The sequence below is a fragment of the Acinetobacter pollinis genome (assembly GCF_015627175.1).
Classification (GTDB): Bacteria; Pseudomonadota; Gammaproteobacteria; order Pseudomonadales; family Moraxellaceae; genus Acinetobacter; species Acinetobacter pollinis.
Genome location: NZ_VTDQ01000016.1, coordinates 1 through 15,727, shown reverse-complemented (window position 1 = coordinate 15,727; position 15,727 = coordinate 1). Strand labels below are relative to the sequence as shown.

Annotated in this window: 22 protein-coding genes; 20 read left to right on the top strand and 2 right to left on the bottom strand. The window is 40.2% G+C overall.

The features are described from left to right. Window positions 1–40 precede the first annotated feature (40 nt). From I2F23_RS07720 to I2F23_RS07630, 20 genes are all read left to right on the top strand, one after another. On the top strand, window positions 41–1,117 hold the full coding sequence (locus I2F23_RS07720) for a phage protease (protein WP_195772063.1): 1,077 nt from the start codon (window positions 41–43) through the stop codon (window positions 1,115–1,117). Beyond that, a complete protein-coding gene (locus I2F23_RS07715; protein ID WP_195772018.1) occupies window positions 1,114–1,536 on the top strand; it encodes a hypothetical protein in 423 nt (140 codons plus the stop codon). The genes I2F23_RS07720 and I2F23_RS07715 overlap by 4 nt, the downstream gene beginning before the upstream one ends. Next, on the top strand, window positions 1,533–2,462 hold the full coding sequence (locus tag I2F23_RS07710; protein ID WP_195772017.1) for a Mu-like prophage major head subunit gpT family protein: 930 nt from the start codon (window positions 1,533–1,535) through the stop codon (window positions 2,460–2,462). The genes I2F23_RS07715 and I2F23_RS07710 overlap by 4 nt, the downstream gene beginning before the upstream one ends. Before the next feature lie 2 nt (window positions 2,463–2,464). After that, a complete protein-coding gene (locus tag I2F23_RS07705; protein WP_195772016.1) occupies window positions 2,465–2,893 on the top strand; it encodes a gp436 family protein in 429 nt (142 codons plus the stop codon). Further along, on the top strand, window positions 2,887–3,489 hold the full coding sequence (locus I2F23_RS07700) for a phage protein Gp37 (protein ID WP_195772015.1): 603 nt from the start codon (window positions 2,887–2,889) through the stop codon (window positions 3,487–3,489). The genes I2F23_RS07705 and I2F23_RS07700 overlap by 7 nt, the downstream gene beginning before the upstream one ends. An 11-nt stretch (window positions 3,490–3,500) precedes the next feature. Continuing rightward, window positions 3,501–4,049 carry a hypothetical protein gene (locus I2F23_RS07695; protein ID WP_195772014.1) on the top strand — a complete coding sequence of 183 codons (549 nt, stop codon included), beginning with the start codon at window positions 3,501–3,503 and terminating at the stop codon, window positions 4,047–4,049. Next, window positions 4,046–4,333: a hypothetical protein gene (locus tag I2F23_RS07690; protein WP_195772013.1), complete on the top strand. Its 288-nt coding sequence runs from the start codon at window positions 4,046–4,048 to the stop codon at window positions 4,331–4,333. The genes I2F23_RS07695 and I2F23_RS07690 overlap by 4 nt, the downstream gene beginning before the upstream one ends. After that, window positions 4,282–4,863 (top strand): hypothetical protein, encoded by a 582-nt coding sequence (locus I2F23_RS07685; protein WP_195772012.1) that lies wholly within the window; start codon window positions 4,282–4,284, stop codon window positions 4,861–4,863. The genes I2F23_RS07690 and I2F23_RS07685 overlap by 52 nt, the downstream gene beginning before the upstream one ends. Window position 4,864: 1 nt before the next feature. Next, entirely contained in the window at window positions 4,865–5,656 is a 792-nt protein-coding gene (locus I2F23_RS07680) for a phage tail sheath C-terminal domain-containing protein (protein ID WP_195772011.1), read from the top strand. A gap of 35 nt (window positions 5,657–5,691) precedes the next feature. Further along, window positions 5,692–5,826 carry a hypothetical protein gene (locus I2F23_RS13995; protein ID WP_266096415.1) on the top strand — a complete coding sequence of 45 codons (135 nt, stop codon included), beginning with the start codon at window positions 5,692–5,694 and terminating at the stop codon, window positions 5,824–5,826. 119 nt (window positions 5,827–5,945) lie between these two features. Further along, the gene (locus I2F23_RS07675) at window positions 5,946–6,326 is read left to right on the top strand and encodes a hypothetical protein (RefSeq protein ID WP_195772010.1); all 381 of its coding nucleotides are present in this window, start codon (window positions 5,946–5,948) and stop codon (window positions 6,324–6,326) included. 2 nt (window positions 6,327–6,328) lie between these two features. Continuing rightward, window positions 6,329–6,661: a hypothetical protein gene (locus I2F23_RS07670; protein WP_195772009.1), complete on the top strand. Its 333-nt coding sequence runs from the start codon at window positions 6,329–6,331 to the stop codon at window positions 6,659–6,661. A 199-nt stretch (window positions 6,662–6,860) separates the two neighbouring features. Further along, complete coding sequence (locus I2F23_RS07665) at window positions 6,861–9,011, top strand: phage tail tape measure protein (RefSeq protein WP_195772008.1); 2,151 nt, start codon at window positions 6,861–6,863, stop codon at window positions 9,009–9,011. 74 nt (window positions 9,012–9,085) lie between these two features. Continuing rightward, complete coding sequence (locus I2F23_RS07660) at window positions 9,086–10,270, top strand: DNA circularization N-terminal domain-containing protein (protein ID WP_195772007.1); 1,185 nt, start codon at window positions 9,086–9,088, stop codon at window positions 10,268–10,270. Continuing rightward, window positions 10,260–11,357: a phage baseplate assembly protein gene (locus I2F23_RS07655; protein ID WP_195772006.1), complete on the top strand. Its 1,098-nt coding sequence runs from the start codon at window positions 10,260–10,262 to the stop codon at window positions 11,355–11,357. The genes I2F23_RS07660 and I2F23_RS07655 overlap by 11 nt, the downstream gene beginning before the upstream one ends. Further along, window positions 11,354–11,818 carry a phage baseplate assembly protein domain-containing protein gene (locus I2F23_RS07650; RefSeq protein WP_195772005.1) on the top strand — a complete coding sequence of 155 codons (465 nt, stop codon included), beginning with the start codon at window positions 11,354–11,356 and terminating at the stop codon, window positions 11,816–11,818. Before I2F23_RS07655 ends, I2F23_RS07650 begins: the two co-directional genes overlap by 4 nt. A 3-nt stretch (window positions 11,819–11,821) precedes the next feature. After that, entirely contained in the window at window positions 11,822–12,184 is a 363-nt protein-coding gene (locus I2F23_RS07645) for a phage GP46 family protein (RefSeq protein WP_195772004.1), read from the top strand. Between the two features lies 1 nt (window position 12,185). Beyond that, on the top strand, window positions 12,186–13,229 hold the full coding sequence (locus tag I2F23_RS07640; protein ID WP_195772003.1) for a baseplate J/gp47 family protein: 1,044 nt from the start codon (window positions 12,186–12,188) through the stop codon (window positions 13,227–13,229). Further along, complete coding sequence (locus tag I2F23_RS07635) at window positions 13,229–13,753, top strand: hypothetical protein (protein ID WP_195772062.1); 525 nt, start codon at window positions 13,229–13,231, stop codon at window positions 13,751–13,753. The genes I2F23_RS07640 and I2F23_RS07635 overlap by 1 nt, the downstream gene beginning before the upstream one ends. A 1-nt stretch (window position 13,754) precedes the next feature. Continuing rightward, window positions 13,755–15,068 carry a hypothetical protein gene (locus I2F23_RS07630; RefSeq protein WP_195772002.1) on the top strand — a complete coding sequence of 438 codons (1,314 nt, stop codon included), beginning with the start codon at window positions 13,755–13,757 and terminating at the stop codon, window positions 15,066–15,068. Window positions 15,069–15,217: 149 nt separating this feature from the next. On the opposite strand, the gene I2F23_RS07625 is transcribed toward I2F23_RS07630, so the two are convergent. Beyond that, the gene (locus I2F23_RS07625) at window positions 15,218–15,421 is read right to left on the bottom strand and encodes a hypothetical protein (RefSeq protein WP_195772001.1); all 204 of its coding nucleotides are present in this window, start codon (window positions 15,419–15,421) and stop codon (window positions 15,218–15,220) included. A gap of 38 nt (window positions 15,422–15,459) precedes the next feature. Beyond that, a partial coding sequence (locus I2F23_RS07620) for a glycoside hydrolase family protein (RefSeq protein ID WP_195772000.1) occupies window positions 15,460–15,727 on the bottom strand: 268 nt, incomplete at its 5' end.

The following is a 15,727-nucleotide window of genomic DNA, read 5'->3' as shown; positions in this document are numbered from 1 at the left end:
TCCCGCTTTTTAAAGTTCATTTGTCATGAATACTGCAAGTATGAAAAAGAAACCACTTGCAGCAGCTTGCTCATTCGACATTACGGCATCAACCGACCACTTTGTGATTATTCCTGAAGGGATATTTCGTGGCATAGATGGTCGCCCTACAGATGCCCCACACTGGGAACTCACCCCTGAGCGTGGTCGTGCCATTGTTGCTGAGTTGAATAAACGTCAGATCGACATGGTCATAGATTATGAACATTCTACCTTACGTATCCAAGAAGACAATGAACCTGCACCTGCTGCGGGATGGTTAAAGCCAAATGGCTTTATCTATGTAGAAGGCGTTGGAATATGTAGCAATGCATTTGAATGGACAGATAAAGCACAAAGCTATATCGAAGCCAAAGAATATAAATATATATCACCTGTTTTTCTATATGACAGCAACGGCAATGTGCTTGCCCTACTCCATGTTGCTTTAACAAATACCCCAAATCTTGACCAACTTCCTGAAGCAAAACTTGCAGCAGCCGCTCAAGACTTCCTTACTCAAACCTCACAGGACAATGATATGGACGAATTACTCGAACGCTTGCGTTGGATGTTAAATCTGCCTATTTCTGCCGATGCAAATGATATTTTGGCGGAACTCAATAAACTGATTACACGTATTGAAGATGGTACAGATATTCAGATTGCTGAAAATGCACAAAACCTCTTTGATGCCGTTCAAGCACTCACCACAAAAGTCGCAGCAAATAACCAAAGCCCCAACCCTGCCGAATATGTACCGATGGCTGTATATCAACAAGCCGTTCAACAATCAGTACAAGTGTCAGCCAATCATCAAAAACATGAAATTGAGCAACTCATTACAGCTGCATGTAGCGATGGACGTTTAACAGGTGAAGCAACAATTCAATGGGCGAAAGCATTTGGGGAAAAAGACCCTGATGGTCTTAAAGCACATTTAGATAGCATTCCAAAAATCGCGGCACTCAACCAACGTCAAACCCAGACACTCAACTTAGCTGACAACAACCAACGCCCTGCACAACATGATGACCTTACTTTAAATGTGGCATCGCAATTGGGCTTAAGCGCGAAAGACTTAGGAGCTGTGACATGAGTAAAACCGATGTTGCAATTGTAACGGAACAACGTGCAGGGCGACTCATGCCTGTACCACTTAAAGCGGGCGCGACTGTATTACAAGGCACGTTTGCTGTAGTCGATAAATCAGGTCTTGCCTTAGATAGCCAAAATATTGGTGGTGCAGATCAAATTTGTTTAGGTATTTGGGATAACTCAGCACAAAACACAGGTGCAGATGGTGATGCGATTGCACAAGTACAGCGTAAAGCACAATTTCTCATGAGCAATGACTCGAGTGATCCCATCACTCAAGCCGACCTTGGTGTAAAGGTCTTTATTAGTGACAACCAAACCGTCGCTAAAAGTGATGGCAATGGCTCACGCGCTTTAGCAGGCAAATTTATGGGCTTTGATAGCCGTTTCACAAATTACGTATGGGTAGAAATTGAATGATTTTTAATGAAAAAAATGCAAGTGCGGTGATTACTGCTTTAGCCACCAGTATTAAAACCATCTTTAATAATGCTTTTGATGCAGCACCGAGCCAATGGAACTTGGTCGCGATGGAAGTACCAAGTAATGGTAAATCGAACAGTTATGCATGGATTGAAAAGTTTCCAAAATTACGCAAATGGCTTGGTGATAAAGTCATTAGCCAATTATCTGCACATGCCTATACCATTACCAATGATGACTTTGAGGCAACGGTTGAAATTGACCGCAATGATATTGAAGACGACAACATTGGAATCTATAAACCGCAGGCTCAAATGGCTGGTGAAAGCTCAAAACAATGGGCAGATGACTTGGTGTTTACTGCCATTTCACAAGGATTTCATCAACCTTGCTACGACGGCAAGAGCTTCTATGCAACGAACCATGAAGTGGGTGCAGGCAAAGGCAAAAAGCTTGTTTCTAATAAACTCGATGTGAAGTTAGATGCATCAAGCCTAGAAGCTGCACGCAATAGTTATGGTAAAGCACGTACCATGATTCGTAGCATGAAAGACAACGAAGGGCGACCACTTAACTTAAACCCCAATATTTTACTTGTACCACCTGCACTTGAAGATGAAGCCAATGTATTGATGACGGTAGACCGTTTAGAAGATGGCAAACCAAACCCTTATAAAGGCACAGCCACTGTGGTGGTTGCAGGTTGGCTTGAAACAGATAGCGAGTGGCACTTACTTGATGCAAGCAAAGCCATTAAACCAATCATTTTCCAACCTCGTAAACAGCCTGTATTTGTTGCTTTAACAGATACTTCAAGTGACAGCGTATTTAACCGTAAAAAGTTTAAGTTCGGTGCTGAAGCACGCGGTGCGGCAGGTTATGGCTTGTGGCAAATGGCTGTAGGTTCTACTGGGGAGAAATAACCATGTATGCAACGGTAGAAGTCATGCGTCGAAAGTTTGGTGAACATGAGCTTATACAGCTTACAGATACCGAGCAACCTTATACAGGTGAGATTAATTACGACAAATTGAATGCTGCGATTGAAGAAGCAAACAGTGAAGTTGATGCCTATCTTGCAAGTCGCTACACATTACCGTTGCACCCTATCCCTCCTTTCTTGATCAATATTGCTTGTAATCTTGCACGCTACTATGCAGAGACAGGCAATCTATCAGAAAACAGCCCGATTAAGATTCGATTTGATGGCTGTATGAGAACACTGACGAAAATTGCCAAAGGTGAAATCGGTTTAGGTGGTACACCTGCGGGAGATTCTATGCCTACAAAAAGCTCAGCCAACAATGTGGTATTTACTGTTGGTCGGCATGATTTCGGAGATAGATCATGGTGAATTTGAGTCTGATTGAGCAAGCCATCAAAGACCTGATGGCCGAGCAAATCCAAGAAAAGAAATGGTCATGGGTACGTGAAATTAAGACCTATGGTGGTGAGTTTGATGATGACATCACCACAGCCATTCGTAGCTTCCCTGCCATTTGGATCACATTTGATGGTTCAGGTTCACCTAAACGAATCAGTCATAACAAGACTGAATATCCAGTCACATTTGTTGTTCTCGTTGGCGCACGCTCATTACGTAATGAAGAAACCCGTCGCCAAGGTACAGCATTTGATATTGGTACATATCAGATGCTTGACCATGTACAACGACTTCTTACCAACAATGATTTATCAATAACAGGCTTAACAGGGATTGCACCCCTAAAGCTTGGACGCACGAAAACGATTTTTAACACTGCGGTACGTGAACAGTCTATTAGCGTACTTGCACAAGAGTTCACAACCCAATATGTCATCACAGCTTCAGACCGTGATCGTACTGAAGAAATGACAACAAGCGAAATCCATCGCATTAATTTGGACTATGTTTTTCAGCCACAGGATGATGTGGCAGATGAGCATGATCTTATTTCTTTACCCAAATAAAAGGTTAAACCATGAGTTTAAAAACAGAGGTTGAATTAGATATGACTGTACGTATAACAGGCCGTGATGAGGCGACTGGAGAGATGGTCAATAAACTAAATGCTTTATTTGTAGCAGTAGAAAAGTTAGGTGGCGTTATACAGGTTGATCCAAAAGATCAAACACCAACACCAACACCAACACCAACACCAACACCAACACCAACACCAACACCAACACCAACACCAACACCAACAGAGGATAACAATACGAAGCAACAAGACACCAATCTGATTCCAATCACTGATATTACTATTGCGGACGATACAGTAATTTATCAGGATTCACTTACAGCAACTGAAATTCCATTAATAATTACACCAAGTGATGGAAATCAAAAAATTTCTGTAAGTGATGTAAGTAAAAATGATGCATTGAATGGCTTAAAATATGATGCAAACACTCATAAAATAATTATATTCCCACAATATGCTTACCGAAATGCATCTATTTTGGTTGAATGGGCAAATGGTAAAAAGCAATTTGAAATTCCTGTGAAGCTTCATGGGGATGCCGTATGACTAGTTTTATAAAAACACCTGGTATATATACTCAGGTCAATATTAATACCCAACGCTCAGGATTGCTCAATAATACTCAAAAAGTTTTGTTTATTACTAATGATAGTCCAGTGCAATCTACGCCTATAGCTATATACGATACAGCATCTGCGGATAAAGTTTTTGGGCAAAACTCAGAGGCAGGACGGATGCTTAAAGCTGCAATTAAAACCTATCAAACTGTGGAGGTAGATTGCTTGGGAAAGTCTCAGAACCAAACGGGGGAAATGATACCTCAAAAATAGTAAAACAGCTTGACCGAATTAATATTCAACAAAAAAGTACCACTTTAGAATTAAATTGCTGGGCACAACAAGATATCAAAGATGCCGTAAAGGTTATTCATCCGAATGGAATCATTGATACATTCAATGTGCTTGCTATGAAGGTCAATGGTGTAATCGCAGCAAATACCCTTACGGTGACAGCAGAAGATGGTATCTACCACATTATTACGAGTGTGCAAGGGTTGATCACGGATATCTACTATAAGGTTTCTCCAAATACAAGTGTGCCTGATGCGCCTAATATTACAAGTTTAGTTAAAGATGATAGTAATACCGTTCACATCACAGGTACATGCCAACCTTCATGCATCCTTAATCTAATTTTTGATTACAATCCTGACCCCGCTGCATACTTTGTTGTAGATGAAACAGGAAAGTTTGAGTTATCAATCCCGTTTTTGTTTGACTTCTCATCCTATTCATTAGCAGTTCAAGATGGTGTTCTCAGAAGTCGTAATACTCGCCTCAAAGTTAAAGGGGATACATAAAATGTCTATTCAAGAAATCATTGCTCCACTCGGTCATACAATTATTGCTCTGTCTACCCCACCCGATGATATTAATGTATGGGTAGATCACTTAAATACCGTGAGTAATAACGTTGAGCAACGCCCTGCTATTTTAATTGTCCCATTTACCAATGTAGATGATGCAACGATCTTTGCAGCACAAACCAGTGTAAAAACAAGCTATCGGATAGTCGCTGTTTGCTATCACGGTGCAGTAGATCAAGAACCTGAAATTGCAGGGGCAATGGCTGCTGCTCTTGCAGACTCACAAGACCCTGCGCTGCCATTTAATGGCGTAAATTTAGGTGGTGTTACAGCCGTTTCTGATGAGTACAAGCTCACTTTTGGACGTATGGAACGAGCACTTAATGCAGGTGTCTGTATGATCCAAACAGGAGCAGATGGTATCCCAGAAATTGTTCGTGCAGTTTCAACTTATCGCACCAATCCTGATAGTGGTTTAGACGATGACATCATGCTTGATATTAATGGGGCTTTAACCATCGACTATGTACGTAAAGTTATGCGTGCTGCTGCATCAAAACAACGTCGTCGTAAAAATACTGCTGCACAACGTCGTAACCTACGCTCGATTTTTTTAACCGAAGCAATTAAACTCGATAAAGCGGAAATTTTGCAAAATGTTGAAGCCACCGCAGATCAACTGACTGTTACCGAAAATACAACCGATCGCTACCGTGTTGATGCACGTATTCCTTCTAACTGGGTACGTGGTATGCATGTGATTGATACGACTATTGATGTGTATTAAACATGCGATATTTCTTAATTTTAACGAGTCTATTTATGCTAAGCGCTTGTCAAAGTGTAGGTACAAATAAACCCGTCAATACTCAAGTATCATTACAAGCAACACAAAGTAGTGACTGTCAAAACAATACAATACAAAGCTATACGCTAACGCTTTCATGTAGCTTATAGTTCATACTCTTCTCTATAAAAGGACTACCATCGGTGGTCTTTTTTTGTGGAATATTTTCCCACTTCACCTACATAAAACTTAATTTAGGCTTAGATCATCTTAATCAAAGAGATTTCACATGGCTGAAGATGCAGTCGGAATTATTGTCATGAGCGTAAACGGTCAAGAATATGACTGTGCAACATGTACTCCAAAAATAGATACGGGTAAAAAACCCATTAAGACCATGAACCGTACTGGGAAGGTCAAATATAAAGCCAATGGGATTAAGACCTACACATTAGATGTTTCTGTCGTTATTCCCGATGGTAAAGATACTGTGGCATGGGCTGATATTGAAGATGCACGTATTAGCCTAGAGTCTGTAACAGGCAACTACCGTAAAACTTATATCGATTGCACAACCCAAACAGTCAGCGATGCATACTCAGTCGATGGTGAGACACGTCGTGATTTAACCATGTTTGCATTAGACGATTTAGACGAATCTGCGAGTTAAAAATGGAAATTAAAGGCACTCTACCCGTTGCGATCAAAAAGCTAGTGGGTCAAACCGAAGTTAAAAGTAAGAAAGTCGTTATGCGACAAATGACTGCAATTGAATACTTGCAATCCCAAGCATCAGTTCAAGCAGGTCAATTTATTGCTATTGCTGACCTGTCTGCAATGACCAAACTGATTGCTGAAGATGGGACTGAGTATGACGTTACTTATGACATGCTTGGTCACTCCTCTCGCACAAACTTAGATTACTTAAATCATTTGAAAGAAAAGTTAGATGCAAAGGAACAAGCCGAGCATACAACGTCAGAGCAAAAGTCATCCGAGCATTGATGCAGATCGGAGTTCCTTTTGATCAAGCGGCAAATATGCCGCTTGATTTAGCAATCGCGCTGTTAAACGATGAGCGGCTAGACAATACTCATCAAATCCCATCTAAAAAAACCTCTACCGATGTAAAGCCTTCTACATCTAAGCCATTTAAAACTCATGGCACAACCTATGTTTCGACAAAACGCAGGCATTCTAACAAATGAGTAAAAATACGACCGTTTCATTGACGCTTCAAATTAAAGGTAATGCGGGCACTGAATTAAAGCGGATATCTGATTATCAGGTTCAATCGACGACCAAACTCAATCAGCAATGGACGCAAGTAAATAGCGCTCAAGCAAAGTTTGTAAATACTGCAAAAGCAGGTACAGAAGCCACAATAAATACAGCGCGTGCAGGAGATCAACTACTACGCACTAACAGAATGCTTGAAGGTGTTTTACGTCAGCAGTCTATTCAAACCAAATTACAAAGCCAACTACTCAAACAGCAAGAAGGTTCTGCCAAACAGATGGCAAACTGGATGAAGCAAGTTGAACAGTCAAGCCAACGTACCCAAAAGGCCAGTAAAGAAACAGCTTCCCTGTGGCAAAAAGGCGGTGCAGTTGTCGGCGGTGTTACAGGTGGATATATGGCAGCAAAGGCAGTCGCAGCGACTCCACTTGAACGTGGTCGCAACTTTTCCAAAGTCATTTTTGATGCAACAGCAAGTATAACCAATGGCTTTAATGGAATGTCTAAGCAAGAAGCAAAAGCCCAAAACGAACAACTTATGGGGTATGCAAAAGATGCTGTACGTCAAGGACATGGTACTGTTGAAGGTACATCACAAGCCGCAGGGATTTTAGCAGCATCAGGAATTTATGAAAAAGTTTCTGACTTAAAAGCACCTTTACAAGCCATTGCAAAATCATCATTTGCAAGTGGTGCTGATGAAACAGATATGGCTAAACTTGCTCAACAGGTCAAACAATTTGGGGTTGGCGTAGATCGAACACAAGTGGCTTTCGACCGTATGATTGGCTCAGGACAAGCAGGTGGCTTTGAGTTAAAAGATATGTCACAGTTCTTACCTGTACTCTTAGCCAGTGCAAGTCGTGCAGGCTACACAGGGGAACGTGGTTTAAATGATGTAACTACTCACCTACAGCTTGCTAGAAAATATACAGGTACACCAGGTGAAGCCGCAACGAATATTGATGACCTCTATGGCCTAGTCAACCAAAAGCACTTTAAAGATGCGATTGCTAAAAATATCCATGTTGAAAAAGGCGATCCGACCAAACTTGGAAAAAAGAATAAACGTGTTTTTGATTTAACAACTTATCTAGCAAACAACCAAATCAAAGGTGTTGATACCATTACATCCGTTGCGATGCTCATGGATAGACAGCTTTCTAAAAACCCACAATATCAAAAGTTAAATGCTCGCCTTGCTACTGCTATAAAAAGTAAGAACCAAGAGGAAATTAGCCGTACAAAACAAGCTATAGAATTAGTTACATCGGGTGAATTTGGGGATATTTTTCATAATAAACAATCTTTAGCAGGTATATCGGCCATCATCACAGGTGTAAAAAATGGCGACTATAAAGACATTTATGATAAGTCATGGAATAAAGAAGGCGCGACAGCAAGCCTTGCCGATATTAAAGGCGACAATGAGTTTGCTCAAAGCGAAGCTGTAGAACAAGAAAAAATACTCGCTCAGATTAAAATCTATGAAACTGTAAATAGTGCTTTAGGTAATTTTGAAAAAGGACTTGTTAGTACCATGCGCTCTAACGAAGCACTAACAGCATCAGCCATTGCAGCCACAGGTGCTTTATCTGTACTGGCAGCCGCAGGTGGTGGTGCTGTTCTTGGTGGAGCATTAGGAGGCAAAGGTAGCTTAGGTGGTGCTGTCATGCGTGGTGGTAGTGCAATTGCAACGGGTACAGGTGCAGTGATCGGTTCTGCAGCAGGCCAAGTCGCCATCGCTGGTGCCTTGGGCTACGGTGTCGGCACAGTCTCTCGCAATATGTACATGACTACTGAAACAGGTCAGAAATTTGATAACTGGGGCGGTGAAAAAATCACACAGGCATTGGCTTTTTTTGGTAATCAAGAAGCCAAAGATGCTTTAGAAGGCCAAGCGAAATATGAGCAAATGATTGCAGAACAACAAAAGCAAACTAACTCAATAAATCAGGGTTTTTCAATGCTTGCTCAAACTATTGTAAATAATAAACCCATATTGCCGAACTTTCCTGCTCCTCAACCGTTAAGCTCTCTTGCACAAAGCATTTCATCTCATGCCACTCAACAAGAGCAGAGGTACGGAGCAATTGCCCCACTTGCCTTAAAATAATCGGAATATTTTCCCGCTCCGATAAACGATAGACCATCGCACAATAGACCTTATTATGGTTAAGGTCTATTGCAATGTCATGGAAAAACGAGTTACAAGATGCAAGCTTTAGAGGCATTTATTTTGAGTGCAGTACAATTAAAGATGCTGTTTCAAAAGCTCAAGCAATACATCAAGCTCCTTTTTCTGACGAAGCGAGCATTGAGGACGTAGGCAAAGACCCTCGTAAAATTTCAATCAATGCAATCTTTACAGGCAATACATACAAAGCGGACTCAGATCAACTGATTGATGCACTCAATAGCCGTGGTAGCGGTGTACTAATTCACCCTATTTATGGCATGTGCAATGCCAGTGTCGCAAATTACAGTATTGATCATGAAGCGGATAATGTTGATGCATGCACAATCAACATTGAATTTATTGTCGGTAAAGAGCAACAAAACTTTTTTACGCCAGTTACCGTTAATCAGAATATTACAGATACAAAAAGCATTATTGCAGCACCTGCCACAGCATTACAAAGTGAGCTTGCTCAACTCAACAATGAAGATTCTGATCACCTTTTCCATATCGTAAATCGTATTCGTACAGGTATAAATACTGCTCGTACTTACCTCAACCTTGCCAAACAAAATATAGACGATATGCTCTCCCCACCAAGCTATATCACGGCATTTGTAGATGATTTAGGACAATTACTTACCTTTGATACGAATATTTCAGCACTCACAAAATGGAGAGACTTATCTAAACGTATTACTCGCTTTAGCACACTGTTTGAAAATGATGAAAAAACAACGTTACAACAAGCATGGCGTGCCTGTGTTATTTCAAGTCATGTTTCACTTGCTCAAACCATTATTCAACAAACACGCACCGAACTCAGTCATAACCAAACAACAAGTAGTTTCACCCCGTTAGAACTCGCATTAGTGCGTCAGTCTGTACGTAAAGCAATACAACAAGCCATTAATGAAGAACGACGTACAACGGCAAGTCTAACGCTTATTAACACACAACAGATTCAAGTTTATAAAAACCTTGCAGATGAGATACACCTGCAAATACAAGAACTCATTGAGCAACGCCCTCCGCTTACAACAACGACCATTACGTTGCCATGTACCCTGCATTGGCTTGCACATCAATTGTATGGTGACTATACCCGTGCAAATGAAATTCAACGTCTTAACCCACGCTTAAACAACCCTGCACTTCTTTTAAAAGGAATGGAGTTAAACGTTTATGCAAGATAATCAAAATAAAAGTATTCGCTTAATGATTGGAGGATACGAGCTATCGGGTTGGGACGAGGCAACTGTAGATAATGCCATTGATATTCCTGCCGACAGTTTTAGTGTCACATTATTTAATCCTGTTTATGATCAACTGCCTAACAGTATCAGCGCAGGTCAACAAGCTCAGTTGTACTACGACAATCAGTTAATTATGACAGGCATTGTTGATCGCTTATCTGAAGCAATCACAAGACATGGACGCGGTTTACAGATTTCAGGACGTGACTTGGTTGGGCAGTTGATTAACTGCTCTGTTCCTATATTTAATGGTCGACAAATCAGTCTTGAAGAACTCATCAACCAATACATTAAAAAGGGCAATCTTAGTCAGCTATTTCCCAAAATTATCATCCATGATGACAATACCTTAAAAAGTAAAATATCTGTTGAGCCAAGCGAATCACTTTGGGATGCATTAACGAAAGCCGCTTCAGCCACAGGTCAAACAATTTGGCTAGATGCAGATGGCACACTTCAAATTGGTAACCCCTTTGAACGACCATACTATGTTCAAACATCTTTACAGCTTATGTTTGATGGTAATCAAAACAATGTCCTTGATGCCCAATATGATGAGGATGTATCTGATGTTTTCAGCCAAATAAAAATACTTAGTCAAGACAGCAATGCAAATCACATTTTGGCTGAGACTCTGACAAAAACACCTTACCCATTTAATCGCCTAAAAATTGTTTCACTCGGTGATATTGATACAAAAGCTGAAGCAGATGTGGCACTTAAAAAGATCATCGGTGATAACAACCTTGAAGCATATAACCTAAAAGTAACGGTTGCAGGTTGGACAGTTGATGAAAAAGTCTGGTCAGCAGGTTGGTATCTCAATCTAAGAAGTGACGTACTCAGTCGGGCAACTGCGAAATGGGCAGTGATGGGACGTACATTACACCTATCCCGCAGCAATGGACAAACCACTGAACTCAAACTCAAAAGACAAGGTGACTGGGTACAACCGATTGCTGAGAAAAACAAAACGCATAAAAAGCGTAATCGTCACCACAAACATCACCGAAGACAAGCCCAATGATTCATACAGTTCGCCATCAAATTGGCAAAGCGAAAACTCAAGTCCGTCAAAGCTTTTTAGGTATCGTTGCCCGTGCGGGATCAAGCGCATTACAGCTTAAAGGCTTTGCCGATGAAGTTTTACAAGAAATTGAAAATTATCAGCAAATCGGCTTTAGCTCACATATACCTAAAGATGCAAAGGTAGTGCTGTTACCCCTACAAGGCAAGACCTCACGTTCCGTGGTGATCGCCACTAAAGGTGGTGCAATCACTGTGGATGTTGCATCAGGCGAAACCTGTATTTATGACCAATTTGGACATTCTGTCTGGCTTAAAAAAGATGGCACACACATCAAAGGTGACTTATTTGTCGATGGTCAAGTCAAAGATAAAACAGGAACGATGCAACAAATTAGAGAAGTTTATAACGGCCATAATCATGGTAACTCCCCTTCACCTAACCAAAAAATGGAAGGATAACGCATGGCGAATATTAATCTAGAAACCAAAGACTACATCTTGACTTCACTTGATGCGACATTCACACAAGATGATGTCATTTGTATCTGTCAGCGCTTAAATATTCACCGTGCAAAATATTGGGCTAATCCCGATTTAGGCAGTCAGTTCTACAAATTAAAGCGCTCAAAAGATGTACCACGCATGTTGCAACTGATAGAACAATATGCAGCAGAAGCATTGGATGATCTTATCCCTGATCGCTTATCAGACATCGTCGTGAGTGCATCACAAACTGTACAAAGTCGTGTTGATTTAAGTATTGAGGTCACACGTCTCACAGGACAAAAACAAACAATTCCTTACTTTGTTGCAGTCGGAGGATAAGATGGCTTACTCCATTAAAAGCTTTGAACAAATACGCAAAAGCATTCTTCAAGAATATCGTAATACAACAGGAATTACTGCTTCAGATGACTCTGATGCAGGTATCCGTGCCGATGGTACAGCCTCAGTTGTTGAAGGCTTATATCACCATCAAACCTACATACAACGCCAGCTTTTTATTAGTACCGCAGATGAGCCTTACTTATATATTCATGCTGAAGAACTCAATCTTCCTCGTTTAGGTGGAAGTACGACCACAGGATCAGTTACAGCTCAATCTAACGTCGACTTAACAATTAAGTCAGGCACAAAACTGACGGATGGCAATGGCTATTACTGGCATGTTATCAATGATACTTATTTAATTTCTGGGCAAAAGACGATCGTTAATATTACTGCTGATCAAGTTGGTGCAAGTTGGAATTTTACAGGCACATCATTGCTTTGGGTTAGCCCTTTAGCAGGTCTTGATGGTACAGCAACTGTCAATAATTTAACTGGTGGTGCAGATAGCGAAGCACTAGAAGACTGGCGTACACGTCTACTTGAACGCAAGCAACTCGGTTTTAATCGGGATCGTAAAGCCGATATTGTATCTGTAATGCATACAATTTCAGGGGTTGAATACATTTACGTTTACCCTAAACGTCGAGGGCTTGGTTCTTTAGATGTTGCTATCACCGCCAGTGGAAAGGCTCTCCCCTCTAAATCTCTTTTAGATACAGCACAAGCTGTTTTAGATGACTATGCAGGCTTTTGGGCAGATTGTCGTGCTTTTGCACCAACAGAACGTAAAGTCGATTTAGTCGCCACTATTACAGGAATATCTGCCAACTTAACCGATGTAGAAGAAACCATAAAAAGCTACTTCAATGAACTTGAACCTGCTCAGACCCTCCAAGTTTCAACGTTAATCAGCCGTATCATGGCATTAGATAATGTAAGTGATGTCGTGTTATCGCAGAACAGTAATATTGTTGCTGAAGTCAATTGGATGCATGTTGAATGGTTACGTGCAGGTAATATTGTAGTGAAACAAACATGATGACGATAGAAGAAACTACTCGCTTATACGCCACGGTACTACGCCAACTCTTACCGACTGGTGGCTATGACACAGCACCCAATACCACGATTGCAGCAGACATTTTGGTACATGCAAAAGCACTTGCACAATGCGATCTTGATGCAAAGCGTCTCCTGAATACGTTGTCATCTATTCCTGTGGAATTAATCAGTGAATACGAAGCAGAGTTTGGTTTACCCCTTAAATGTAATGCTATTACCACACCAAATATAGAGGAACGTTTAAATATACTTTCTTGGATTAAAGAAACCCAAAATGTTTTTAACTTGAGCTACTTAAAAACCATCTTGACACTATTTGGATTAACCCTCCTCAAAATTACGACTTACAAACCAATACAGTGCACAACGCCATGCAATCTGTCCGTAAATACCGAACAACTGCGCTACAAGGTGAAGTTAAAGCTCAATGCCAATACTGATCTAAGTTGTATTGCCGAACACTATCTCCCTGCCTATTTAAAAATTGAATTAGAGAGTTAAAATGCAAAGAATTAATAGCGTGAATGCACGTCCTGATCTAAACGGGACAGGTAAAGCAGGCTTTCATGACAATAGCGACCTTTCAGGCCAAGATGCCACCTACCTCACCCCTGATTGGTGCAACACCCTACAAGAAGAGCTCTGTAATCTTATTGAGAAAAATGGCTATACACTCGATAGTAATAGCCGAGAACAGCTTTATAAAATTATTGCAACCAATGATAGCGTGATGGCACTTGCTGAAGCCATAGAAAATAGACTCATGACCTTAGCAACCAAAGCAGCACTACAACAAGCCATAGACTATGCTTCAGCAAATTTACAACAACATAAAAGTGCGAAGAATCCTCACCCACAGTACCTACTTGCCAGTACTTTTGGGGTTAACTTACCTATGACAGCAAGTGCTGATACTCCTATTGCTGATACAAACCGTGTTTATGGTTGGGACGGTTTAGATGGTGATACAAACTTTGAAGTTGGCGGTGTCCGTTGGTGGAACAGTAAATCAGGCACTTTTACATTTAAACCTTGGCGTTCTTATGGCCAGTTCTTACTCTATTTCGATTTTCAACCACAAGGTAACGGTAATATTTACGTCAGAACATTTAGCCAAGATGGAACAAAACTGACTGATAATAACGTTAGAACTTACAATGCCGCAGGATATGACCTTAAAGAAACACCATTAAAATATGTTTTTGAATTGCCTCAAGGTGGATATGCAGAGATTGCTTATGATTTATCCGTTTGGAATAAAGACTATGGCAATGGAAAAGGTTCAATCTATGTAAATGATCGTCCAAAAAGCTTCTCCCCAGTTGGTTATACATCAACAGTAGATTTCTCAAATAAAAGTGGCGTTGAGGATGCTCAACAAGATGATGGATACGCAATTTATCCAAATTATGAATGGTTCTATTATAGTGATACTACTAAAAAGTATATTGAGTTAAATAGCCTTTCTACATTTGAAAAGCCTGTGACCCATATTCCGACTTATTACCGCAGTCAACTTCAAGACCAACTCAATAAAGAGCTATGGGCGATTGTTGAGGTTGCCAAACAAACAGCAGCTTTACCAAATGCTGACTATACACCAGTGAATACACAAGTCGTTCGTGCAGCTACAGATAAAGACGGTAATATCGTATTAGGTATACCTTTTGAAATGAGAACAGTGAGTACACCAAATAATGAAACGTTGGTTTATTCAGTAGCCTTTTACGCTAAAGAAGTGAGTAAAACCACTAAGGATTCAGACTTTCCAACAGGTATGTTAAATGGTAGACATACCATTTATGCTCGCCCATAAGATTAACTATATAAATGGAGATATTGACACTTTATTTTGCACTAAATAGGTTAAGTATAAAAATCGTTAGAATTTAAGGTTTAGTGCAAAATAACTGTAAAAAAACGGTGCAAAATGAAATGTAAAAGAGTGCAAAATAAATCGGCAACTTACATATAGTTTTTCTCTGCAATAATAATTTGATTGTCGTATTCTTCTTGTTTTTCCTGTAAAGCAAGCTGTGCTTTTAGATGTTGCTCCGATTGCTCTGCCACATAAGAGGGATACTTTTGTTTAATTAACATCATTTGATTGTCTTTATGACTTAAGATAACAACAAGACCAAGTACTAAAAATATTAGAAGTAAAATCATAAACTCTTTCCAATATTTACATATTGCAATGAAATAAGTCATTGATTCATTCCTATACATTTTTGGTATCTATTAAATTGTCTAACGTAGACACCATAGCAATTATTTGATCGGACTGAACAATCCCGACCAGCCGTATATTTATATTTTAATAACGCTGTACAAGCTTGCTTATAGTCACCTTTTAGTAAATAATTTCGCATAGAAGATTGATTAAACGTACCAATGCCAAACTGATACACAAAGTCTAGATAAACATCATATTCATCTTGTGAAAGTTGTACATTTGGAATAGATGCTTTGAGC